This is a genomic window from Flagellimonas chongwuensis (assembly GCF_013376415.1).
Classification (GTDB): Bacteria; Bacteroidota; Bacteroidia; order Flavobacteriales; family Flavobacteriaceae; genus Flagellimonas; species Flagellimonas chongwuensis.
Genome location: NZ_WYET01000004.1, coordinates 860,050 through 881,368, shown reverse-complemented (window position 1 = coordinate 881,368; position 21,319 = coordinate 860,050). Strand labels below are relative to the sequence as shown.

The window sequence follows — 21,319 nt, the reverse complement described above, 5'->3', positions numbered from 1 at the left end:
TGTTATTCCCGAATAACCTTCACCTGTCCGTCATTACTCAGTTTAATGATGGAGGAGGGAGAAGGGTTTATATTTTCATCGGGCAAATTTACCACATAGTCCACTCCTTTTAAAATTTCTTCCTCAATATCCTTGAATTGTTTTGGTGTGGGGTGGCCCGAAATATTGGCGGAAGTTGACACTATCGGTTTTTTGAATTTATTGATGAGGTACTGGCAAAATTTATCGGAAGCCACGCGGATGGCCAATGTATTGTCTTCTGCGATTAGATTACTGGCGACCCGCATTGGTTCATCAAAAACTATAGTCGTTGGTTTGGTTGCGAGGTCCATAATATCGTAAGCCACATCGGGCACTGCTTTTACGTGGCGTTCCAACATGGCCTGATTGGCAACTAAACAAATGAGTGCTTTGGTGTCTTCGCGCTTTTTAAGGGCATACACTTTTTTTACGGCTTCCGGATTTGTGGCATCGCAGCCTATGCCCCAGACCGTGTCGGTCGGGTAGAGGATGAGTCTACCTTCTTGCAGCACTTTAATGCAATTGTTGATTTCTTCGGTCAATGTTCTAGAATTTTAGTTGAAAATGGTCAGTCAAAGCCTGCCATTGTACTCTGTTTTTATCCATCCCGATATTTCCTTTTTTTAATGAGACTTTTTGTGAGCCCCAAATGGGAATCGGTTCTTTTCCGCTGTTATAGGCTTGTATGGATTGTGTTCCTTTCAATATTCCCATGATTTTAAACCAGAGGTCGTCCGCATTGGGTGCCAGTTTTAGAAACAAGTCTCGCTCAAACACTTGCTGGTCCATTGTATCGGGGGGATATAACGTTCCGCCTGCACCGATAGGTAAAATAAGTTTTTTGTTTTTGCATTCTGCTAAATCGGAATTCCATTGTTTGTACGGTAGTAGCTCTCCCGATTCATTGTAGGTTATACACCGTGTTTGGTTTGCAATGATTTTATCTGGGTTCTTTTGATAGGCTTCATAAAGGTTTGATAACCAGTTTTTACGATACATCATATCATCATCGCAAGTCACAATGATTTTGTTTGGATACATTTTTAGAGGCTCTACCAATTTTCTATGAGAACTATAGTAGTCGGTAAACTCTATACTGAAGATGTCTCCAACTAAATCAATAAGTTTTTTTGGAACTTTATCCTTAAGGTCTTCATGTAGCCATAACAAGATTTTTTGGGGCAACACATCTTGATTCAACAAACTGCGGATAGTGAGATGGACTATGTTCAGTCTAGATGGAATCGATGCCAATGAAACAATTACTGGAATGTTTTTTTTCTGAGCAATGAGCCTTTCTTTGGATTGCCAAGTTAGATTGGCCTGATAAAAAAGTGACACAGGAATTTCCTTGACCTTCATTCTAGGAGTTTAGAATCACAAAATTAAGCATATGAGATAACATTTAATATTTCTATTTTTGCCCAGATGAACCCAAACGAAACAGAATCACCGAAAATATCAGTAATCATTAGCACCTATAATGCCGAAGAGTGGCTGAAAAAGGTGTTGTGGGGATTCAATTGCCAGCTTTTTAAGGATTTTGAGGTGGTTGTTGCGGATGATGGTTCTGGTCCCAAGACCAAAGCATTATTGGAGGAAATGTCCAAGAAGGTGTTTTATAACATCATTCATGTGTGGCAAGAGGATGATGGCTTCCAGAAATCTAGGATTTTAAATAAAGCGGTCGAAGCCTGTAATGCTGATTACATTATTATGACGGACGGTGATTGTATTCCACGTGAGGATTTTGTAGAGGTGCATTACATTAACAAGGAGCAGGGGTATTTTATTTCGGGCGGGTATTATATGCTTCCGATGAACATTTCCAAAATGATTACTTTGGAGGATATCGAAAAGCAGAAATGTTTCAACATTCATTGGCTTAAGGAAAAAGGTATTCCTAAGACTTTCAAGAACAACAAGCTTACAGCTAGAGGAATAATATCTAAGTTATTGAATACGGTTACTCCGACCAATGCCAGTTGGAACGGGCATAATTCCTCAGGTTGGAAAAAGGATATATTAAACGTAAACGGTTTTGATGAACGCATGCAGTATGGCGGACAGGACCGTGAGTTGGGAGAGCGCTTGTTCAATTTTGGAATTAAATCCAAACAATTGCGCTATAGTGCAGTCTGTGTACACTTAGATCACAAGAGAGGTTATAAAACGCCAGAATCCATTGCTAAAAATCAAGCAATACGTAAAGAGACCAGATCAAAAAAGGTAGTGTGGACGCACTATGGCATCACCAAATAATAGGCAAGCTCGTTTTTCTTTTCCAAACGTTTTAACTCTCTGAACCTCTCCAAAACGCCAAGGGCGTTCAAATAACAAATGGTCCATCCTTTTTTGCCGTCCAAAATCCCTAAACGGAGGATATAGTGGTTGAAGAATTTCCAAACGGGCTTCACTGTCATCAAGACATAGTTAAAATGCTTTTCCTTGTAGAAATCCTCTTTGGCCTTTAATTGGCCATACTTGAGCATTTTCCCTTTGTAGTCTTCATAGTTTTTATAGCAAAAATGAATCAATTTTTCTTTAAGGATTCCAGATTTGCCATCCACTACCAAAGTTTCATGAACAATTTTTTGATCGGTAAAATGAGCTTTGCTTTTTCGGAAAAGCCTATAATTTTTGTCCGTTTGCCAACCACTGAAATTCAAAGGTTCGTTTTGGAACATAAACTTTCGGTAGAACCAATAAGCTTCGTGGGCATCTGGATTATTAATGGTTGCTAAGATTTCCTTTTGAAGACTTTCCGTAACCACTTCATCGGCATCCAAGAATAAAACCCAATCGTTGGCTGCTTGTTTAAGAGTAAACGACTTTTGAGCGGTGAAATTTTCAAAAGGGTTTTGAATCACCTTTACTTTTGGATGGTTCAAAAGATACTCGTAAGTGCCGTCGGTACTGTAAGAGTCAACGACCAATATTTCATCAGCGAAAGAAACGGAATCAATACATTTTTCAATGTAGCCCATTTCATTATAGGTAATCACAAGTGCTGATATTTTTTGCTTTGGGGTGCACAATTCAGCCATAATTTATTGGTGTAGTGTTTAATATTTTACAAATCTATAACAAAAAAGTAGCGTAAAAATTGTTTAGGCGTTTCTTTTTCTTATAAACAATCGACTCGTCAATTTCCCTACTTCATATTTGTTAAAGCTCTAATTTGAGCTATTTATTTAGTTAGACGGTAATATGGATCTAGAGTTGCGTGTAGGATTAAGATTTTTCGATGAACAACCTCTTTGTCTCACTTAAAGCTGCCCCAATAACCTGATGCATATCGTAATATTTATACTCGGCAAGCCTTCCCCCGAATATTGTGGTTTCTTTTTTGGCCATATCTTGATAGGCTTTAAAAAGAGCAGTATTCTTTGCATCGTTGATGGGATAATACGGCTCTTTTTCTGATGAAGCTTCCAATGGGTATTCCTTTGTGATCACCGTCGTTTTTTGTTTCCCAAATTCAAAATGCTTGTGCTCAATGATTCTGGTATATGGGATGTTAGATTCCGTATAGTTTACAACTGCATTGCCTTGATAGTTTTGCATATCCACTACTTCATGTTTAAAATCCAAGCTTCGGTATTCTAATTTACCATGGCAATAATCAAAGTATTCATCAATTTTTCCGGTGAAAACTATTTGTTTCGCCAAACCGGTCAAGGCTTCTTTTTCTTTGAAGAAGTCAATATTTGTTCTGCATTCTATACCTTTTAACAATCCCTCGGTAAGTTTGTTGTAGCCCCCAATGGGTATGCCTTGGTAGGCATCGTTAAAATAGTTGTTATCGTACGTAAACCGCAATGGCAACCTTTTTATAATAAAGGCAGGTAGTTCGCTGGTCTTTCGTCCCCATTGTTTTTCGGTATACCCTTTGATTAATTTTGTGTAAATATCATCTCCGACCAGTTTAAGAGCTTGTTCTTCGAGATTGGATGGTTGAATATCTTGATATTTTCTGGTCTGTTGGGCAAGAACTGCTTTCGCTTCTTCCGGGGTTTTTGTTCCCCAAAGTTGGTAAAATGTATTCATATTGAAGGGAAGGTTGTAAAGTTTGCCTTCAAAATTGGCCAAAGGTGAGTTGGTGTATCGGTTGAAGGGAACAAAGCTATTTACATAATCCCAGATGGTTTTGTCATTGGTGTGAAAAATGTGTGCGCCATATTTGTGCACATTAATTCCATTAACGTCTTCGCAATAGGTATTGCCACCAAGATGGTCCCGTTTGTCAATTACCAAACATTTTTTATTGCGCCTAGTTGCTTCATAGGCAAAAACCGCTCCATAAAGGCCAGCACCAACAATAAGATAATCATATTCCGCGGCGGGATTCATTCGGTTAGTTTTTGAAGATTTTTAAAAAAGGGGAGTTGCAATTTATGGATTAGGTAATTGAAAAATGATATTTTTAGAAAAAATTAAAATTTTGAAAATGCAAAACACTAACCAGTTCTACATTTCCAGAAATTATAAATTTTCCAAGAATGCGGCCTCCAAGCCCAAAATGGATTGTGAAAATGTCTTGTCCCAACTAGGTTTTGAAAATTTAGGGTTTAAGCAGAGCAATCATCCCAGTTCGGCCATTGGGGCCATCATTAGTTTTTTGGGGATAACCAAAGGTTTGATTTTATTGCCCTTTTCATCAACATTGTGCATGCAATATCCCCTGAGCAAGTTTTTTAGCTATAAAGTTCAAGTGGCCAAGCTCAAAAGATGTAAAATTGTTTTGATTGTCCATGATGTAAAAACCTTGATGGGCAAAAACAAAAATGTGGAAAAAGAAATGAAACACTTCAACAAAGCTGATGTTCTTGTGCTGCACAATGAGATGATGATTGAATGGTTTACAGAAAATGGATATAAGGGAAAAATGGTGCCGTTATATTTATTCGATTATTTGCTCGCTAGCAATCAGGAATTGCCCGAATCTCCTAAAGAAGCTGGGAGGGAGGTTGTTTTTGCTGGAGGATTGGGAATGGAAAAAAGCGCCTTCCTGTACAAGGTTGACGAGTTGGAACAAAAGGATTTTACCCTAAAGCTCTACGGAAATGGCTATCAAAAGGAAAAAGTGGATGAAAAATCCATTTTGAACTATCAAGGAGTTTTTTCTCCGGATGAGGTGCTGGATAAAATGAAAGGGAATTTTGGATTGGTGTGGAACGGAAATGCCATTAAGGAGTGTGATGGAGCATTTGGTAAATATATTCAGTACAATAATCCGCATAAAACATCTTTGTACTTATTGGCTGGTTTGCCTGTAATTGTTTGGGACAAAGCTGCAGTAGCCAAAATAATTGAGGAGGAACAGGTGGGCTTTGCGATTGGATCTTTGGATGAACTATCCGAAAAGCTGGATAATATTGATGAGGAGACCTATTCCAAAATGGTCTCCAATGTGGATAGGATAAGGCATAAAATCACGAACGGCCACTTTTTACAAGCGGCCGTCAGTAATGTATTAAATTAATTGAACAAGGGATTACACAGCAACATTGTGCTCACGCAAGGCATTGTTCAAAGAAGTTTTCTTGTCCGTGCTTTCTTTTCGCTTTCCAATGATCAAGGCACAAGGTACTTGATAATCACCTGCTGGGAATTTTTTGGTATAGCTTCCGGGAATAACAACTGACCTAGCAGGTACGCGTCCTTTCAATTCAACAGCTTCATCACCTGTCACATCAATAATTTTGGTAGATGCGGTCAAAACAACATTCGCGCCCAAAACGGCTTCTTTTTCTACTCGCACACCTTCCACTACTATACACCTTGAACCAATAAAGGCATTGTCTTCAATAATTACGGGGGCCGCCTGTAAAGGTTCCAAAACCCCGCCGATACCAACTCCACCACTCAAGTGAACGTTTTTACCGATTTGTGCACAACTTCCCACCGTGGCCCAAGTATCCACCATGGTTCCTTCATCAACGTAGGCACCGATGTTTACATAACTCGGCATTAAAATAGTGCCCTGAGAAATATAAGCTCCATGTCTTGCCACCGCATGGGGGACCACACGAACACCTTTTTCTTTGTATCCTTTTTTCAAAGGAATTTTATCATGATATTCAAAAATGCCAGCTTCGAGCACTTCCATTTTTTGGATAGGGAAGTAAAGTACCACCCCTTTTTTTACCCATTCATTTATCTGCCAACCATCTTCCGTAGGTTCTGCACAACGCAGTTCTCCCGAATCAATAAGCTTTACGACTTCGCGTATGGCGTCTTGAGTCTTTCTGTCCTCGAGCAACGCTCTATTGTCCCACGCTTTTTCAATTAGCGTTCTTAATTCTGTCATTTTTCTTAAAGTTTATACAAAGATAAGCCCCCTCATACAATTATGGTCGCCATTTTTAAGCGCATAACATTTTTAAGGTTATTTTTGCCAAAAAATTATTTTGGCTAGAATTTTGGCTTTGGATTTTGGAAAGGTGAGAACGGGGATAGCAGTTACCGATGAACTTAAGCTGATCGCTTCTGGATTGACCACTATTCAAACCAAGGACTTGTTATCCTTTTTGGACGAGTACACCCATAAAGAATCCGTTGAACTTTTTGTTGTGGGGTTGCCCAAGCAAATGGACAACACCGCTTCCGAGTCCGAGGAACTTATCCAGGTTTTTTTGAAAAAGCTGAAGGCCAAGTTTCCTTCTATTCCTGTGGAGCGACAAGATGAGCGGTTCACATCCAAAATGGCATTTCAATCCATGTTGGACAGCGGAATGAAAAAAAAGAAGAGAAGGGATAAGGCCCTAGTCGATGAAATAAGTGCCACGCTCATATTGCAGGCCTACTTAAACAGATTTTGATTTATGATTTTACCCATAGTAGCCTACGGAGACCCCGTTTTGCGAAAAAAGGCAAAGGATATCACATCCGAATATCCAAAACTTGACGAGTTAATAACAAATATGTGGGAGACCATGTACAATGCCCATGGTGTTGGCCTGGCCGCTCCACAGGTGGGGCTTCCCATACGTATGTTTATGGTGGATACAACACCTTTTTCTGATGATGAAGAATTGACCGAAGCCGAGCAGAAACAACTCGATGGATTCAAAAAAGTATTCATCAACGCAAAGATTCAAGAAGAAAGTGGCAAGGAGTGGGACTTTAACGAAGGTTGTTTGAGTATTCCTGATGTCCGTGAAGATGTAAAGCGTAAGCCAGAAATCACCATTACATATTTAGATGAGGGTTTCAAAGAACATACGGAGACCTTTGATGGCCTTTTGGCCCGAGTTATCCAACATGAATACGACCATATTGAAGGTATTTTGTTTACCGATAAGCTTTCAACCTTAAAGAAACGACTTTTAAAAAGCCGATTGGAAAAGATTTCCAAAGGAAAAATAACCGTGGACTACCGAATGAGGTTTCCCAATATCAAAAAAGGACGTTAAAAAAATCGCAGTTTGCGATAAAAACATATTTTTGCGCCCATAAATTATTATTTGAATGGCATTAGACAAGATTTTATCCATTGGAGGTAAACCAGGACTTTACAAATTATTGACCCAAACGCGAGGAGGCTTTGTTGGCGAATCCCTTTTGGATGGCAAACGCGTAACCGTTGGTTTAAGAAGCAATGTAAGCGTGTTGTCCGAAATAGCCATTTACACTTTGGAAGAGGAAGTTCCTTTAAAGGAAGTATTTCAAAAAATAAAGGAAAAGGAAGACGGTAAAAAAACCTCGATTAGCCACAAAGCCGAAAAAATCGAATTGGAGGAGTATTTTTTCGAGGTACTCCCGAATTATGATGAGGACCGTGTGTACGCAAGCGACATCAAAAAAATCATACAGTGGTACAACATCCTTCTCGACAACAATATCACTGAGTTTGTTGAGGACGAAAAGGATGCCGAACAACCTACTGTATCTGCCTCAGAAGAGGAAGAATAAACACTATTCTTTTTTCCAATCCACCAACTTTGTTGGGTAATAATTGATCTGCATGGATTCCAGATTAGGAACCTGTGCAGCTAATCGATTTTTATAATCGTCCCAATCAAGGTGCTCACTTGGAGACCATCCCAGTTCGGCATACCCGATTAATCTTGGGAAAGCCAAATATTCCAATTCAGTGCTGTTGCTAATGGTTTCTGACCATAATGGTGCTTCTATTCCAAGAATATTTTCTTTGGGAAGTCCATCAACATAGGTTTCCGGATTCCATTGGTATCCCACATCAACAGGTATATAGCCAGCCCAGTTTAGACCATACTCGGAAATGGAATCATATTTCATGTCCAAATAGGCTTTCTTTGCAGGCGATATTATGATTTTGGAACCATTTTCGGCGGCTTTCAAGGCATTTTCAGCACTGTTCCATAGTTGAACAACCGAATTGGGATCAATGTCCGCTTGGGCAATTTCATCCCAACCGATCATTCTCTTGTTGTGCTTTTGTACCAACTTCCCTACTTTTTCTACGAAAAGGATGTAATCGTTCTTCTTGGTTACGTGGCTTTCATCGCCACCAATATGGAAGTACGGACCGGGCGTTATGGATGCAATCTCGCCAATTACATCATCCAAAAAACTGTAAACCGTATCCTTTTTTGCATCAAAGGAACTGTAACCTACTTTCATATCGGTACGTACACGTGGGGTTTCAGCCCCGGCATAGTGCAAAAACGGGTAGCTCAATGATGCCGAATTGGTGTGTCCGGGCATGTCAATCTCCGGTACAATGGTAATGTGTCTTTCAGCAGCATAGGCAACGAGGTCCTTGTATTCCTCTTGGGTGTAAAATCCACCTTGGCCACCACCAACTTCACTGGCACCTCCGACTTCGGTAAGTTTCGGCCAAGATTTGATTTCAATGCGCCAACCTTGATCATCGGATAGGTGAAGGTGCAATGTGTTGAACTTGTAGTATGCCAGGGCATCAATGTATTTTTTGACTTCATCCACGGTAAAAAAGTGACGGGCCACGTCCAACATGGAACTGCGGTATCCGTATTTTGGAGCGTCTATGATTTTGCCAGAGGGAATTACCCAAATCGGACGGTCTGCCAGTGTATCATTGCTTTTTTCCGGAATGAGTTGGCGTAGCGTCTGTACGCCCCTGAAAGCACCCGTCGCTGTTTTGGCGTTCAATAAAATAGAGTCTTTTTTAATGTAAAGTTGATAAGCTTCGGGACTTTCCAAATCCACACTGTCCGATTGGTTGATATAGATCAACCGTTCCAATTTGTCTTCGGATGATGTATTTACGGCTATATCAAGTCCTGTTTTGGATTTAATGCTTTCGGATAAAAACTGACCCACTTTCTCAAATTCGGGACTTGTGGTAGAAGTGTAGATGGCCGTTCCTATATCTAACCCAAAAGCACTTCCGGTCGGGATGGTTTTGATGGGCTTAGGAATCAATGGGGCGCTTGCTAGGTCGGTTTTTGGAAAATTGATTTCCTCTTTTTTGGTTTGGCAGGCTGCCATGCAGATAACCGCAACGAACAGCAAAATTGATTTTTTAATCACGTTTGTTTAGTTTTTAGTCCATGTAGTCTTTGATCACATCGTACCAGATGTCGTAACCTTTATCGTTCATATGCAGGCCATCTTCAATAAAAATATCTTGCATCACCTTTCTGTTATCCAGCATAGGATACCAGACATCCACAAAATCGATCTTTTCGTTTTCCGAGGCCAGTTTGTCCAGTTTACGGTTTAACCTGCGATACCTACCTCTATATTTCCATCGGGAAATACTCGGTTTTGCCGAAATCAGAACAATCTCCATATTGGGGTTTCTCTGTTGTAGGTCGGCCAAGATCTGTTCGGCTCTTTCAATGATTTTTCTTGGTCTTTTCTTGGCAAAAATATCATTGTCGCCTTCGTAGATAAAAACCTTTACAGGCCTGTAGTTCAATATCAACTCATCCAAATAAAGCTCAAGGTCGGAAAATTGAGAGCCTCCAAATCCAGTGTTGAGTACTTGGTGTTCCGCGAAGCGCTCTTGAACATCTTCCCACAAACGAATACTCGAACTTCCCGTAAAAACAATCGTAGGTTTGGATGGGTCCCAAAGGGAATCATTCTTCTTTTGAATTGATTTGACTTCGTCTTTGAAAGGATTATCGGTTTGCGCAATGACCATCAAAGGAACCACGAGCAACACCACAAAAAGATGTTTCATTCTACTATTTTAGCCTTAAAATGACGTTGAAGATAGTGATATTTTTCCGTAAACCGCCTTTGTTGAAAAATACCAAAATACTTTTCATAAGTAAATTTTGACATTGGATTTTCAACCAATGGGACTTCGTATTTTTGGACAAAATCCAAAGCCATGAACACAAGACCGGAACAGTTGGCCGCTTTTGACCGCCTTTTGACCATTATGGACGAATTGCGCGAACAATGTCCGTGGGACAAAAAGCAGACGATGCAAACCCTTCGTCACTTGACCATAGAGGAAACCTACGAATTGGGTGATGCTATACTGGACAACGATTTGGAAGAAGTAAAAAAGGAACTGGGCGATATTTTACTGCACATTGTTTTTTACGCTAAAATCGGTTCCGAAACACAGGATTTTGATATTGCCGATGTGGCCAATGGTATTTGCGAAAAGCTCATCAACAGACACCCACATATTTATGGAGATGTTAAGGTGGAGAATGAAGAGCAGGTAAAACAGAATTGGGAAAACATCAAATTAAAAGAGGGCAAGAAAAGCGTGTTGGAAGGTGTTCCCAAGGGGCTTCCATCTTTGGTTAAGGCCAACCGAATCCAAGATAAAGTCTCCGGTGTGGGTTTTGATTGGGAGCATCCCGAGCAGGTTTTTGAAAAATTGAAAGAGGAGCTGGGCGAGCTTCAAGAAGAGATAGAAGCAAATAATACCGATCAAATGGAATCTGAATTCGGCGATGTGCTTTTTTCTATGGTCAATTATGCCCGGTTCCTAAAAATCAACCCAGAGAATGCACTGGAGCGCACCAATAAAAAGTTCATTAAACGATTTCAATATTTAGAGCAAAAGGCAAAGGAGGCTGGAAAAGCTATGAGCGATATGACCTTGGCCGAGATGGATGTGTATTGGGAAGAGGCGAAGCAGTTGTAACATTTATCCATTCCCTAACATTTAGACCCGCTCTAATTGTGCACAAACTGACTATATTTGCCATCCTTTTTTAAAATGATTCCGTGTTTCAAAACTACACCAAAGAATTTGCCTATAACTTAAAACTGTCCTATCCCGTGATCTTGGGGATGTTGGGTCACACTTTTGTGGCTTTTGCCGATAATATTATGGTGGGGCAATTGGGTACGGCCGAACTGGCCGCAGTTTCTTTGGGCAACAGTTTTGTGTTCATAGCGATGTCCCTTGGGATTGGATTTTCCACGGCCATAACGCCATTGGTGGCCGAAGCGGATGGTGCAAAGGATCAAGCGGCGGGCAAAAGTGCCCTGAAACACGGCTTGGTACTTTGTACCTTATTAGGGTTGTCACTTTTTGGGCTTATACAAGTTTGCAAACCTTTGATGCACCATATGGAGCAGCCCCCAGAGGTGGTGGAACTTGCCATGCCCTATTTGGATTTGGTGGCTTTTTCGCTGGTGCCTTTGATCATATTCCAGGCTTTTAAACAGTTTTCTGATGGTCTGTCGCAGACCAAATACCCCATGTATACCACCATCGTGGCGAATGTGGTCAATATCACCCTAAATTACCTTCTCATTTTTGGTTCTTTCGGATTTCCCAAAATGGGGATTGTAGGGGCAGCAATAGGCACCTTGGTCTCACGTGTAATCATGGTAGCGTTTATTTGGTATCTGCTCCAGCGAAAAAAGAAGTTTGAATTCTACGTGACCCATTTCAACTTTAGAAGCATCGAAAAGAAAGTGATGAAAAAAATCATCAATCTTGGTTTTCCATCCGCATTGCAGATGTTTTTTGAAGTTGCCATTTTTACCGCGGCCATTTGGTTGAGCGGGGTACTGGGCAAAAATGCGCAGGCCGCCAATCAGATTGCCTTGAACTTGAGCAGTATGACATTTATGGTAGGGACCGGGCTTAGCGTGGCGGCAATGGTCAGGGTCGGAAATCAAAAAGGACTTCAGAACCATAAAGAATTGAAGCGAATCGCTGAATCCGTATTTTTCTTGACCTTGCTTGTGGAAATAGCCTTTGCCGCCATTTTCCTATTGGGAAGACATTGGTTCCCTACGATTTATTTGGATGTGGATGACATAGCCAACCAGGCCGATAATAGCGAAGTGATTTTTATTGCGGCCAAACTGTTGTTGGTGGCGGCCTTTTTTCAGATTTCTGATGGTCTCCAAGTGGTGGTTTTGGGTGCCCTACGTGGTTTGCAAGATGTGAAGATACCAACACTCATTACTTTTATTGCCTACTGGTTGATTGGATTTCCCATCAGCTATTTCTTGGGATTGCGCACCAGTTTTGAAAGCACCGGTATTTGGATCGGATTGTTGTCGGGGCTTACGGCATCGGCTGTAATGTTGTATCTTCGATTCAACTTTTTGACCAAGAAATTGATAGCTCAATAAGATGAATTCCAAGATTGGAATCAAAATAAGAACACATGGAACTACCTAAATTTTTATTGGCCGATAATACGGATTTTCCCGAGGCCATTTTTATTGTACATACCGAATACCCACGATTCATCATCAATCTGGAGAATGATGAAGTGGAATGGATGGAAGAATTCTCCAAACAAGATGAAGCCGATTTATTGGAAGAAGCGGAAAGCCTAATTGAGGCCGCCACGGCTTTTTATGACCGGGAAGTTTCCAGATACGACCAATAATGCTGGAACAATTACTGCAACACGATAAAGAACTGTTTTTGTTCCTTAACGGATTGGGAACCGAGACTTGGGACGGTTTCTGGATGTTTATGACGACGACCAGAAACTCGGCACCACTTTATCTGTTATTGCTTTATTTATCCTATCGAACTTTTGGTTGGAAGGGAACTGGAATAATTTTGGTTTCCATTGCTTTGTTGATTACTTGTACCGATCAGCTGTCCAATTTTTTCAAGTATGGTATCGGTCGCTTGCGTCCCTGCCACGAACCTGATGTGAGCAGCGCAATGCGCTTGGTAAAAAGCTACTGTGGTGGACAATTTGGGTATTTTTCTGCGCACGCGGCCAACTCATTTGGCCCAGCGATTTTCTTTGCCGTATTGTTCAGAAATAAGGTGAAATATATTTCTTGGGTTTTGCTGCTTTGGGCCTGCATTGTGGCCTATAGCCGTATTTACATCGGCGTGCACTATCCGTTGGATGTGATTACAGGAGCCTTTGTAGGCTCACTGTTCGGATGGTTGTGGGCCAAGTTGGCTATATTTGCTTTTCAAAAAATAGGGGTATGATCTCAACCGCTAGATATTGGTTTTATATTGGATTGATTGTGTTGGTGTACATCATTGGCATGTTTGTAACCTTAATGGAGAACGATTCTGCTCAATTTGCAGTAATGGCCATGCGGATGGTTCAGGAAAATGATTTTTTGAGCCTTTTCAAAGGTCCCGAAGAGTATCTGGACAAACCGCACATGCATTATTGGTTGGCAGCACTTTCCTATAAAATTTTTGGCATTCACGATTGGGTATACCGCATTCCCGGTATTTTGTCAACTTTGTTAGGTGCCTATAGCTGCTACGGTCTTGGTAAATTGTTATACAATAAGGATGTTGGTCGATATGCCTCATTGATTTTTATGACGGCCCAAACCATGGTCTTGGCCAACATTGATGTCCGTACCGATGCTGTTTTGACTGGATTTACGATATTCTCCATTTGGCAATTGGCCACTTATATCGAAAAGAATACCTTAAAAAGTATCGCTTTGGGTGCTTTTGGGGCTGGAATGGCCTTTTCCACCAAAGGGCAGATTGCCTTAGTGGTCATTGGAATCTCGATACTTTGCCACTTGGCCTATACCCGAAAATGGAAAAGACTGCTCAATTGGAAGTTACTGGTTGCATTAGTTGTTTTTTGCTTGACCATAACCCCGATGTTATACGCCTATTACCATCAGTTTGATTTACACCCCGAAAAAGTAATTCGCGGCAAGGATCACCGTAGTGGTATCTTCTTTATTTTCTGGGAGCAGAGCTTTGAACGGATGAGTGGCGAAGGCGTAGGGAAGAACAGTAGCGATTTTTTCTTTTTCTTCCATACCTTTTTGTGGGTGTTCCTGCCTTGGACGGTTCTTGCATTGATTGGCTACTGGACCAAAGTAAGAGCCTTTTGGGAAGCGAAGTTCGCTTATAGGCCCAATTTAGAATTTCTGACCGTGGGCGGGATTTCCATTTTGTTCCTTCTCATCAGTTTTGCGCAGTTTAAATTGCCGCACTACATGAATATCCTGATGCCGTTATATGCGATCCTATCAGCAGCTTTCCTATATGTTTTGCACCAACAGGAAAAATTGAAGATGGCAAAAATCATCTTGGGTATCCAGTATTTTATATTGGGATTGGTAGTGGTCTTTGCCCTGTTGGTAAGTCTCTATGTTTTCAAATTGGAATATTGGTATAACTATTTGTTATTGTTGTTGGCACTCGTATTGGTTACATATCTTCTTTTTCAAAAAGAAGCCGTATACACTAAAATTGTAACGGTCGCTATTTTGAGTTCAGTTCTGTTGAATGGTTTAATGAATGCCCATTTTTACCCAAAACTGCTCGAATACCAAGGCGGTTCCAATATGGCGGAAAAGGTGCGGGAGAACAATATTCCCGTGGACAATATTTATAAGGTTTCCGAAAGATATTCTTGGTCGTTGGATTTCTATAACAAAAAGCCTGTTGAAATAGTTTCAATACCGGAAATTGCCAAAAAGGACGATGTTTGGGTCTACGCCACGGATGAAGAATTAAAGCAATTGAAAGACAATGGAATTGCTTGGGACGAGCAAATTACCGTGGATCAATTTCGCATTACCCGATTGCAGATCAAATTCCTGAACCCGAATACGAGAGAAGATAAATTGAACAAAATGCATTTGGTGCATTTGGACTAATCTACCGATTCCAACTTTGGCTTATTGAAGTGGTAGATGACACCGAAGAGCGAAGTAAGTGCCGTAATCAAAAAGAAAGTAAAGCTGATGCCAATGGATGTGCTTTCATCCAATCCCAACCATTTTGCACCGTACAAAAAGGTGACCTCTCGACTGCCAATACCGCCAATGGTCAAGGGAATTACCGAAACAATCGAGGAGACCAAAAACACGAACAGGTACTCAATACTATCCAAACTAACGGACAAGGATTTCAAAATAAAGAGAATACAGACCAGCTGAGCCAATTGCACCAAGGTCGAGAACCCGACAGATTTCCAAAACACAGAAAGGGTGGAGCTGAAAAAGGTTTTGTTCACAAACCAAAATACTGCAACGCTCAAAGGGATGGCCGCTACAATCAGCCAGTAAAACCTTTGGAAAAACTCATTTTTGGACAAGAGGGCAAGTGCACAAGCGTAGACAAACAGCAGCAACATCCCGCTTAAACGGTCCAATAGTAAGCTTGAAACTACTTTTTTGGTGCCTGGTTGATATTCTTTCTGAATGACGTAGCCTTTATAGGCATCACCGCCAATCCCTCCCGGTAAAAAGAGGTTGTAAAACATTCCCAATAGGTACAGCTTTAAGTTGCTCAACTGGGAAACCTTCGCTCCGATTTGATGAAAATACAGGTTGGTCCTCAAAGCTGATAAAATTTTGGACAGTACAAAAAAGAGCAATGCCAAGAACAAATAGAGCGGGTCGCCCTTTTTTAGGGTTTGGAGTACATCTTTCAACTCTATTTTGGTGAAAATAAAGTAAATCAGTACCGCACTGATGATAATCTTCAAGGCGGTTATGAGCTTTTTACGCAGCTTTTCCGTCACCTATGCTTATTTTTTTAATGCGATATGGTCGTTTCTGCTGTGATTCGTAGTAGGTTCTAATCAAAAGTTCCATTACAATTCCGATGGTAAACAATTGGATTCCACCAACAATAAACATCATCCCGAAAATGAGCAGCGGTCTCGTACCGATATCTTGATCAAATCCTAGCTTAACGATTAGTAAATAAATGTTGATCAAAACTCCAAGGATGACCAGCAAAACTCCAAAAATCCCAAACAAGTGGATGGGACGTTGAAAGTATTTTCTAATGAAAAGTAACAGCATCATGTCCGCCACAACCTTAAAAACACGCTCTAGGCCGTATTTGGAAACCCCAGCGTGCCTAGCATGGTGCTTTACGGGAACTTGTTTGATCTGTGCACCTTCCAAATGGGCCAAAAGTGTGATAAAGCGGTGCATTTCCCCATACAAATTCAGGCTTTTTGCAATATCCTTGGTAAAAACCTTGAGGGCACATCCGTTATCCTTGATGTCCAATTTAGTGACCCTTCTCACCAAAAAATTGGCGATTTTAGAGGGTATCTTTTTAACAAGTGAGTCCTTTCGCTTTTGACGAATACCCGTCACAACGTCGTATTCCTCGGTAATGGCGTATTGCAACATGTTTGGAATATCGGAGGGGTCGTTTTGCAAGTCCCCATCCATGGTGATGATAAATTCCCCCTCGGCATAATCAATCCCGGCAGCCAGGGCCAAACTCTGGCCATAGTTTTTTTTCAATTCAATCAAATGGACTCTCTTGTCATCCATTTCCTTGACCTTGATTCGGGTTTTGTCGGTAGAAAAATCATCTACGTATACAATTTGATAATTGTACCCTTCAAGGCTTTCATTGATTTTTTGGGTCAAAAGGACCACATTGTCCTCCTCGTTGTACAAAGGAACCACTATGGATAAAAGGGAATCGGTGACGGTGCTCATTCAATATAAAATCTGTGCAAATTTATTGCTTTTATTTAAAGTTCCTTGGTAATCTTGTCCAATAGGAGTTTTGCCGCATAGAACGGCGAAATTTTATGCTCTTCGATTTCTGTCAACAACTTGGCCTGTTCCGTTTTAAAAGCTTGTTTTTGATGGAAAAATTGCTTGATCTGTTCATCCACGGTCTGAAGGAACCAGTTTTTGTTCTGTTGTTGTCGGTTTTTTTCAAAAAAGCCGTTTTCCTTGTTGTGTTCCACAAATTGTTGCACCAAGTCCCAGATTTCTTCAATGCCGGTTCTTTCCATTGCGGAACATTTCATCACTTTAGGTGTCCAACCGTTGGCTTTGGGCGGATATAGGTGCAATGCCCTGGAAAATTCTGTTACGGCAAGTTTGGCATGTTCCAAATTGTTGCCATCTGCTTTGTTGATGGCTATGGCATCGGCCATTTCCATGATTCCTCTCTTAATCCCTTGGAGCTCGTCTCCGGCCCCTGATAATTTCAGCAAAAGGAAAAAATCGACCATACTGTGTACCGCAATTTCACTTTGTCCAACACCTACGGTTTCCACCAAAATAACATTGTAACCTGCAGCTTCGCATAGTATGATGCTTTCCCGTGTTTTTTGTGCCACACCACCCAATGAGCTACCAGAAGGGGAAGGGCGAATAAAGGCATTCGGGTCTTTTGCCAAGGTTTCCATTCGGGTTTTATCCCCTAAAATGCTGCCTTTACTCAATGAACTGGTCGGGTCCACGGCCAACACGGCAACTTTGTTGCCTTTGTCGGTCAGGGTTTTGCCCAAGGTTTCTATAAATGAACTTTTACCGACTCCTGGAACCCCCGTAATTCCCAAACGAATACTGTACGTGGGTCGGGAAAGACACTTTTCTATAACGGCATTGGCTTTTTCAAAATGGGCTGTTTTTGTACTCTCCAATAAGGTGATGGCTTTGGCAAGCATAGCTTGGTTGCCATCAAAAATACCTTGGACCAAAGCATCGACAGAAAGTTCTTGTTTTCTGAGTGACTTGATTTTGGAAATGGTATCGGAAGGTATCTTGTTCTCTTCTGCCAAGTGTACGGTTCATCAGTTTGTACGAATTTATAAAGATTTTACGGGTTTGTTCGGACTTTGCTCGGTTTTGCCTCTTTATTTTACCATCCATTTCACAAAAATTTAATATCTGTTAAAGCGGACTTCCGCAAGCAAAGTGGTACCTTATTCGTTAAATGATCGGTAATCATAAAAGGTGCCGATTTTTACGAACCTATAAACATTTAAAAGATGAAGACAATTTTTGAGGCCCAGGCCACTAATACAGGAGGAAGAGCAGGACATGTAAAAAGTGAGGACGGGGTTTTGGATTTTCCGATAAGCATGCCAAATTCCAAAGGTAAGCCAGACCCTGAATCCACCAATCCTGAAGAACTTTTTGCGGCGGCATATTCTACCTGCTACGCCGGTGCAGTGGAGGCAGTGGCCAAAAGCCATGATATCGATGACCTAGGGGATTTTAGCGTTACCGCTATTGTTGCCTTTAATAAAGAGGAAGATGGATTTTTCTTGGAGGTTACGTTGGATACGTATTTGCCCACGGTAGATAAGGAAATGGGCGAAACCATAATCAACGAAGCCCATGAAATGTGTCCTTATAGCAAAGCTACACGCGACAATATTACCGTTCACCTAAATTTATTGTTGGACGAATAAATTAGGTAACGTTTTAATAATGAGCCCCGTTGATTTGTTCAGCGGGGCTTTTTTTGTTAAAAATGAATAAAAAACGGGCTATTTTGCAACGTTGTATTTTTTGCATCGTCATTAGTACAGAACAACTAAAAAACCAAACATAGAACCGAGTGTGCTCCATATTGAGCTTGTAGAAAAGTGCAAGGCGAACGATCGTCAGGCACAAATGCAACTGTACCGTCAGTATTGCGAGGGTATGTTCTGTGTGGCCATGAGGTTCCTTAAAAATGCAGATGACGCGGAGGATGTGCTGCAAGATTCATTTATAAAAGCATTTCAGCGTATCGAGCAGTTTAAGGGAGATGTAACGTTCGGGGCCTGGTTAAAGAGAATTGTAGTGAACGGCAGCATCGATTTTTTAAAATCGAAACATCAACGAACAGTGGAGCTCAATGAGAGGTATCTGCAAGTAGCGGAAGAAGATGACTGGTCTGTGGATGAAGGGATTTCCATTGAACAAGTGAAGAAAACAATCGAGGAACTATCCCAAAAATATAGATATGTGGTGCAATTGTTTTTGGTGGAAGGGTACGACCATTCCGAGATATCCGAAATTTTAGGCATCACGGAAACTGCATCGAGAACCCGATTATTGAGAGGAAAGGCGCAATTAAAGGAGAAACTAAAAGGTTTGGCATATGGCACGTGATCTTAGGGAAATATTTGAAAAGGAGAGAAAGCAGAAAAGCTTTAAAATGACGGAAGGACATGAGGATCGCTTTTTTTCCAAGTTGGAAAAAGAGTTGCCCAAAGACCCTCCCAAGCGAAAGGTGATTTCACTTTGGATGCAGATTGCCGCATCGGTTGTGGTTGCTGTGGGCTTGTCGGTCTATTATTTCAACAATAATGGAGGAACGGTTGAACCTGATGAAAAGATAACCGTTGTGGACAAAGAGACTCCTGGCAACGAAGCACAAGGTATTTCATTGGGAGACCTATCACCCGACTTGAAGAAAATAGAGACCTATTACACTACCAATATTAACCTACAGTTGTCGGAACTGGCCGATGACCCTGGTAACAAGGAGCTTGTGGGCAGCTATATGGACCGATTGGCGGAACTGAACAAGGAATACCAAAGACTTAATGAGGAGTTGAACGATTTTGGTCCCAATGATCAGACCATAGGTGCACTCATTAATAACCTGCAGTTGAGATTGCAGTTGTTGCAAAAGTTAAAATCAAAGTTGAATCAATTAAAATCATCAAAAAATGAACAGGAATCATCAAATATTGTGTAGCGGATTGTTTCTGGCCTTGGTCGGCTTTACCGGCCAAGCGCAGGAGAAATCCAAAACCTACAAGGAAACCTTCGATGTCAAAAACGACACGGAATTGAGCATCAATACGAGTTATGCCGATATTGAGTTCGAGACTTGGGCAAAGGACCAAGTGGAAATCACAGCTGTAATCGAGCTGGAAGGCGTAGATCAAAAAGATGCGGATTTTTATTTTGAGCAGGATCTGGTCAAAATAATGGGCAATAGTAAGGAAATTGAGGTAAGCACAGAAGGTGCGGGACCTAGCTATGATTATGATTTTAGAACGGTGAACATCGATATTCCAGATATGCCGTCGGTGGCAGAAATTATCGCCAATGTTGAAATTCCGGAAATCCCTGAAATCATTATTCCAGAAATAGCGGTGATGCCCTCCATGCCACCGTTACCTCCTATGCCACCTATAGATTTTGATTACGATGCCTACAAAAAGGATGGTGACAAATACATGAAGGAATGGAAAAAGGAGTTTGACAAAACCTTTGATAAGGAATATAAGGAGCGTTTTGAGAAATGGGGAGAAGAGATGGAGAAAATGGCAGAGGAACGCGAGGCCAGAAGAGAGGAGATGAGGGAAGATAGGGAGAGATTCCGTGAAGAGCAACAGGAAATACGCAGGGAGATGCAAGAACAAAGGAGAGAGCAACAAGAAGAGATGCGCGCCCAGCAGGCTGAAATCCGAAAAGAGCAGGCAGAACTTAGAAAGCAGTTACGGGAAGAAATCAGAGTGAACGGAAGCCCTAATGTATTTTATTTTTCATCGGGAGGTAAGCATAAAGAGTATAAGGTCAAAAAACGAATCATCATCAAAATGCCGAAGTACATTAAGGTAAAAATGAATGTACGACACGGTGAGGTAAAATTGGCAGAAAATGCCAAAAACATCAAAGCAAGCTTGTCTTATGCAAGCTTGCTTGCCTCAACCATCGAAGGTGCCAGCACCGATATTCGGGTTTCATACTCTCCCGTAGTGGTTCAAAACTGGAACTATGGCAGCCTTAGTGCCGATTACTCGGATAGGGTCAATTTAAAAGAGGTAAAGAATTTAAAACTGAATTCTGTTTCATCCAATGTGGTGATTGGTAGGGTAGCCGGCAAGGCTTTGGTGACCAATAATTTTGGCGTATTGAATATTGATGAGGTATCCAATGGTTTCAACTCCATTGATATATCTTTGGAAAATGGGGAGTTGGATTGCAAATTGCCCGAAACGCCCTATGTTATTTCGGTAAATGAGACGACTTCAGGTTTTCAGTACCCCAAGGCGCTAAAATTAACATCAACCAAAAAGCAGGGAGGCAACCTATATACAGGATACCACATCAGTAAAAATGATGGTAAGACCATCAAAATCAATTCTAAATACAGCGAGGTGGTTCTAAAGAACTAGCTTCAATTGCCAGTCCCAAGGAACCACCCCGAACCTATTGG

At 41.1% G+C, this 21,319-nt stretch carries 24 protein-coding genes; 14 read left to right on the top strand and 10 right to left on the bottom strand.

Annotated elements, in window-relative coordinates; genetic code table 11:
* Positions 1 to 2 precede the first annotated feature (2 nt).
* A complete protein-coding gene (locus GUA46_RS11065) occupies positions 3 to 563 on the bottom strand; it encodes an L-threonylcarbamoyladenylate synthase (protein ID WP_176620535.1) in 561 nt (186 codons plus the stop codon).
* A gap of 4 nt (positions 564 to 567) precedes the next feature.
* Positions 568 to 1,383: a zinc-binding alcohol dehydrogenase gene (locus tag GUA46_RS11060; protein WP_176620534.1), complete on the bottom strand. Its 816-nt coding sequence runs from the start codon at positions 1,381 to 1,383 to the stop codon at positions 568 to 570.
* A gap of 66 nt (positions 1,384 to 1,449) precedes the next feature.
* Here GUA46_RS11060 and GUA46_RS11055 point away from each other — a divergent pair, with 66 nt between their 5' ends.
* Entirely contained in the window at positions 1,450 to 2,283 is an 834-nt protein-coding gene (locus GUA46_RS11055; RefSeq protein ID WP_176620533.1) for a glycosyltransferase family 2 protein, read from the top strand.
* On the opposite strand, the gene GUA46_RS11050 is transcribed toward GUA46_RS11055, so the two are convergent.
* Both GUA46_RS11050 and glf read right to left on the bottom strand, forming a co-directional pair.
* Entirely contained in the window at positions 2,265 to 3,068 is an 804-nt protein-coding gene (locus tag GUA46_RS11050) for a glycosyltransferase family 2 protein (RefSeq protein ID WP_176620532.1), read from the bottom strand. The genes GUA46_RS11055 and GUA46_RS11050 overlap by 19 nt on opposite strands.
* 187 nt (positions 3,069 to 3,255) lie before the next feature.
* The gene (glf, locus tag GUA46_RS11045) at positions 3,256 to 4,374 is read right to left on the bottom strand and encodes a UDP-galactopyranose mutase (protein WP_176620531.1); all 1,119 of its coding nucleotides are present in this window, start codon (positions 4,372 to 4,374) and stop codon (positions 3,256 to 3,258) included.
* A gap of 97 nt (positions 4,375 to 4,471) precedes the next feature.
* On the opposite strand from glf, the gene GUA46_RS11040 reads away from it, so the two are divergent.
* The gene (locus tag GUA46_RS11040; RefSeq protein WP_176620530.1) at positions 4,472 to 5,506 is read left to right on the top strand and encodes a glycosyltransferase; all 1,035 of its coding nucleotides are present in this window, start codon (positions 4,472 to 4,474) and stop codon (positions 5,504 to 5,506) included.
* A 12-nt stretch (positions 5,507 to 5,518) separates the two neighbouring features.
* Here the strand turns inward: GUA46_RS11040 and GUA46_RS11035 are convergent, their stop codons facing one another.
* Positions 5,519 to 6,334 carry a 2,3,4,5-tetrahydropyridine-2,6-dicarboxylate N-succinyltransferase gene (locus tag GUA46_RS11035; RefSeq protein ID WP_176620529.1) on the bottom strand — a complete coding sequence of 272 codons (816 nt, stop codon included), beginning with the start codon at positions 6,332 to 6,334 and terminating at the stop codon, positions 5,519 to 5,521.
* A 100-nt stretch (positions 6,335 to 6,434) separates the two neighbouring features.
* Between GUA46_RS11035 and ruvX the strand changes: the two genes are divergently transcribed.
* From ruvX to GUA46_RS11020, 3 genes are read left to right on the top strand one after another with little or no spacing between them, the layout of a single operon-like run.
* Positions 6,435 to 6,845 (top strand): Holliday junction resolvase RuvX, encoded by a 411-nt coding sequence (gene ruvX / locus GUA46_RS11030; RefSeq protein WP_176620528.1) that lies wholly within the window; start codon positions 6,435 to 6,437, stop codon positions 6,843 to 6,845.
* Positions 6,846 to 6,848: 3 nt separating this feature from the next.
* Entirely contained in the window at positions 6,849 to 7,439 is a 591-nt protein-coding gene (def, locus tag GUA46_RS11025) for a peptide deformylase (RefSeq protein ID WP_176620527.1), read from the top strand.
* A 55-nt stretch (positions 7,440 to 7,494) separates the two neighbouring features.
* Positions 7,495 to 7,938 (top strand): DUF5606 family protein, encoded by a 444-nt coding sequence (locus GUA46_RS11020; protein ID WP_176620526.1) that lies wholly within the window; start codon positions 7,495 to 7,497, stop codon positions 7,936 to 7,938.
* A 3-nt stretch (positions 7,939 to 7,941) separates the two neighbouring features.
* Here GUA46_RS11020 and GUA46_RS11015 read toward each other — a convergent pair whose 3' ends face one another.
* The gene (locus GUA46_RS11015; RefSeq protein WP_176620749.1) at positions 7,942 to 9,477 is read right to left on the bottom strand and encodes a family 20 glycosylhydrolase; all 1,536 of its coding nucleotides are present in this window, start codon (positions 9,475 to 9,477) and stop codon (positions 7,942 to 7,944) included.
* A gap of 55 nt (positions 9,478 to 9,532) precedes the next feature.
* Entirely contained in the window at positions 9,533 to 10,177 is a 645-nt protein-coding gene (locus tag GUA46_RS11010; RefSeq protein WP_176620525.1) for a GDSL-type esterase/lipase family protein, read from the bottom strand.
* Between the two features lie 153 nt (positions 10,178 to 10,330).
* Between GUA46_RS11010 and mazG the strand changes: the two genes are divergently transcribed.
* From mazG to GUA46_RS10985, 5 genes are all read left to right on the top strand, one after another.
* Positions 10,331 to 11,104 carry a nucleoside triphosphate pyrophosphohydrolase gene (gene mazG / locus GUA46_RS11005; protein ID WP_176620524.1) on the top strand — a complete coding sequence of 258 codons (774 nt, stop codon included), beginning with the start codon at positions 10,331 to 10,333 and terminating at the stop codon, positions 11,102 to 11,104.
* 83 nt (positions 11,105 to 11,187) lie between these two features.
* Positions 11,188 to 12,555: an MATE family efflux transporter gene (locus GUA46_RS11000; RefSeq protein ID WP_176620523.1), complete on the top strand. Its 1,368-nt coding sequence runs from the start codon at positions 11,188 to 11,190 to the stop codon at positions 12,553 to 12,555.
* 35 nt (positions 12,556 to 12,590) lie between these two features.
* Positions 12,591 to 12,818, top strand: a complete 228-nt coding sequence (locus tag GUA46_RS10995) for a hypothetical protein (RefSeq protein WP_108246583.1) — start codon at positions 12,591 to 12,593, stop codon at positions 12,816 to 12,818.
* A complete protein-coding gene (locus GUA46_RS10990) occupies positions 12,818 to 13,387 on the top strand; it encodes a phosphatase PAP2 family protein (protein WP_108246584.1) in 570 nt (189 codons plus the stop codon). Before GUA46_RS10995 ends, GUA46_RS10990 begins: the two co-directional genes overlap by 1 nt.
* A complete protein-coding gene (locus GUA46_RS10985) occupies positions 13,384 to 15,042 on the top strand; it encodes an ArnT family glycosyltransferase (RefSeq protein WP_176620522.1) in 1,659 nt (552 codons plus the stop codon). The genes GUA46_RS10990 and GUA46_RS10985 overlap by 4 nt, the downstream gene beginning before the upstream one ends.
* Here GUA46_RS10985 and GUA46_RS10980 read toward each other — a convergent pair.
* The 3 genes from GUA46_RS10980 to meaB are packed head-to-tail and all read right to left on the bottom strand — an operon-like array spanning position 15,039 to position 17,933.
* Positions 15,039 to 15,911 carry a lysylphosphatidylglycerol synthase transmembrane domain-containing protein gene (locus GUA46_RS10980; RefSeq protein ID WP_176620521.1) on the bottom strand — a complete coding sequence of 291 codons (873 nt, stop codon included), beginning with the start codon at positions 15,909 to 15,911 and terminating at the stop codon, positions 15,039 to 15,041. The two genes, GUA46_RS10985 and GUA46_RS10980, sit on opposite strands and share 4 nt — an antisense overlap.
* Positions 15,892 to 16,854: a glycosyltransferase family 2 protein gene (locus GUA46_RS10975; protein ID WP_176620520.1), complete on the bottom strand. Its 963-nt coding sequence runs from the start codon at positions 16,852 to 16,854 to the stop codon at positions 15,892 to 15,894. Before GUA46_RS10975 ends, GUA46_RS10980 begins: the two co-directional genes overlap by 20 nt.
* 35 nt (positions 16,855 to 16,889) lie before the next feature.
* Entirely contained in the window at positions 16,890 to 17,933 is a 1,044-nt protein-coding gene (gene meaB, locus GUA46_RS10970) for a methylmalonyl Co-A mutase-associated GTPase MeaB (RefSeq protein WP_176620519.1), read from the bottom strand.
* Positions 17,934 to 18,143: 210 nt separating this feature from the next.
* On the opposite strand from meaB, the gene GUA46_RS10965 reads away from it, so the two are divergent.
* From GUA46_RS10965 to GUA46_RS10950, 4 genes are all read left to right on the top strand, one after another.
* On the top strand, positions 18,144 to 18,569 hold the full coding sequence (locus tag GUA46_RS10965; RefSeq protein ID WP_176620518.1) for an Ohr family peroxiredoxin: 426 nt from the start codon (positions 18,144 to 18,146) through the stop codon (positions 18,567 to 18,569).
* Between the two features lie 151 nt (positions 18,570 to 18,720).
* Positions 18,721 to 19,257, top strand: a complete 537-nt coding sequence (locus GUA46_RS10960; RefSeq protein ID WP_176620517.1) for an RNA polymerase sigma factor — start codon at positions 18,721 to 18,723, stop codon at positions 19,255 to 19,257.
* Positions 19,247 to 19,849, top strand: coding sequence for a hypothetical protein (locus GUA46_RS10955; protein WP_176620516.1), 603 nt, complete (start codon positions 19,247 to 19,249; stop codon positions 19,847 to 19,849). Before GUA46_RS10960 ends, GUA46_RS10955 begins: the two co-directional genes overlap by 11 nt.
* On the top strand, positions 19,821 to 21,278 hold the full coding sequence (locus GUA46_RS10950) for a DUF4097 family beta strand repeat-containing protein (RefSeq protein ID WP_176620515.1): 1,458 nt from the start codon (positions 19,821 to 19,823) through the stop codon (positions 21,276 to 21,278). The genes GUA46_RS10955 and GUA46_RS10950 overlap by 29 nt, the downstream gene beginning before the upstream one ends.
* The last annotated feature ends 41 nt before the right edge of the window (positions 21,279 to 21,319 follow it).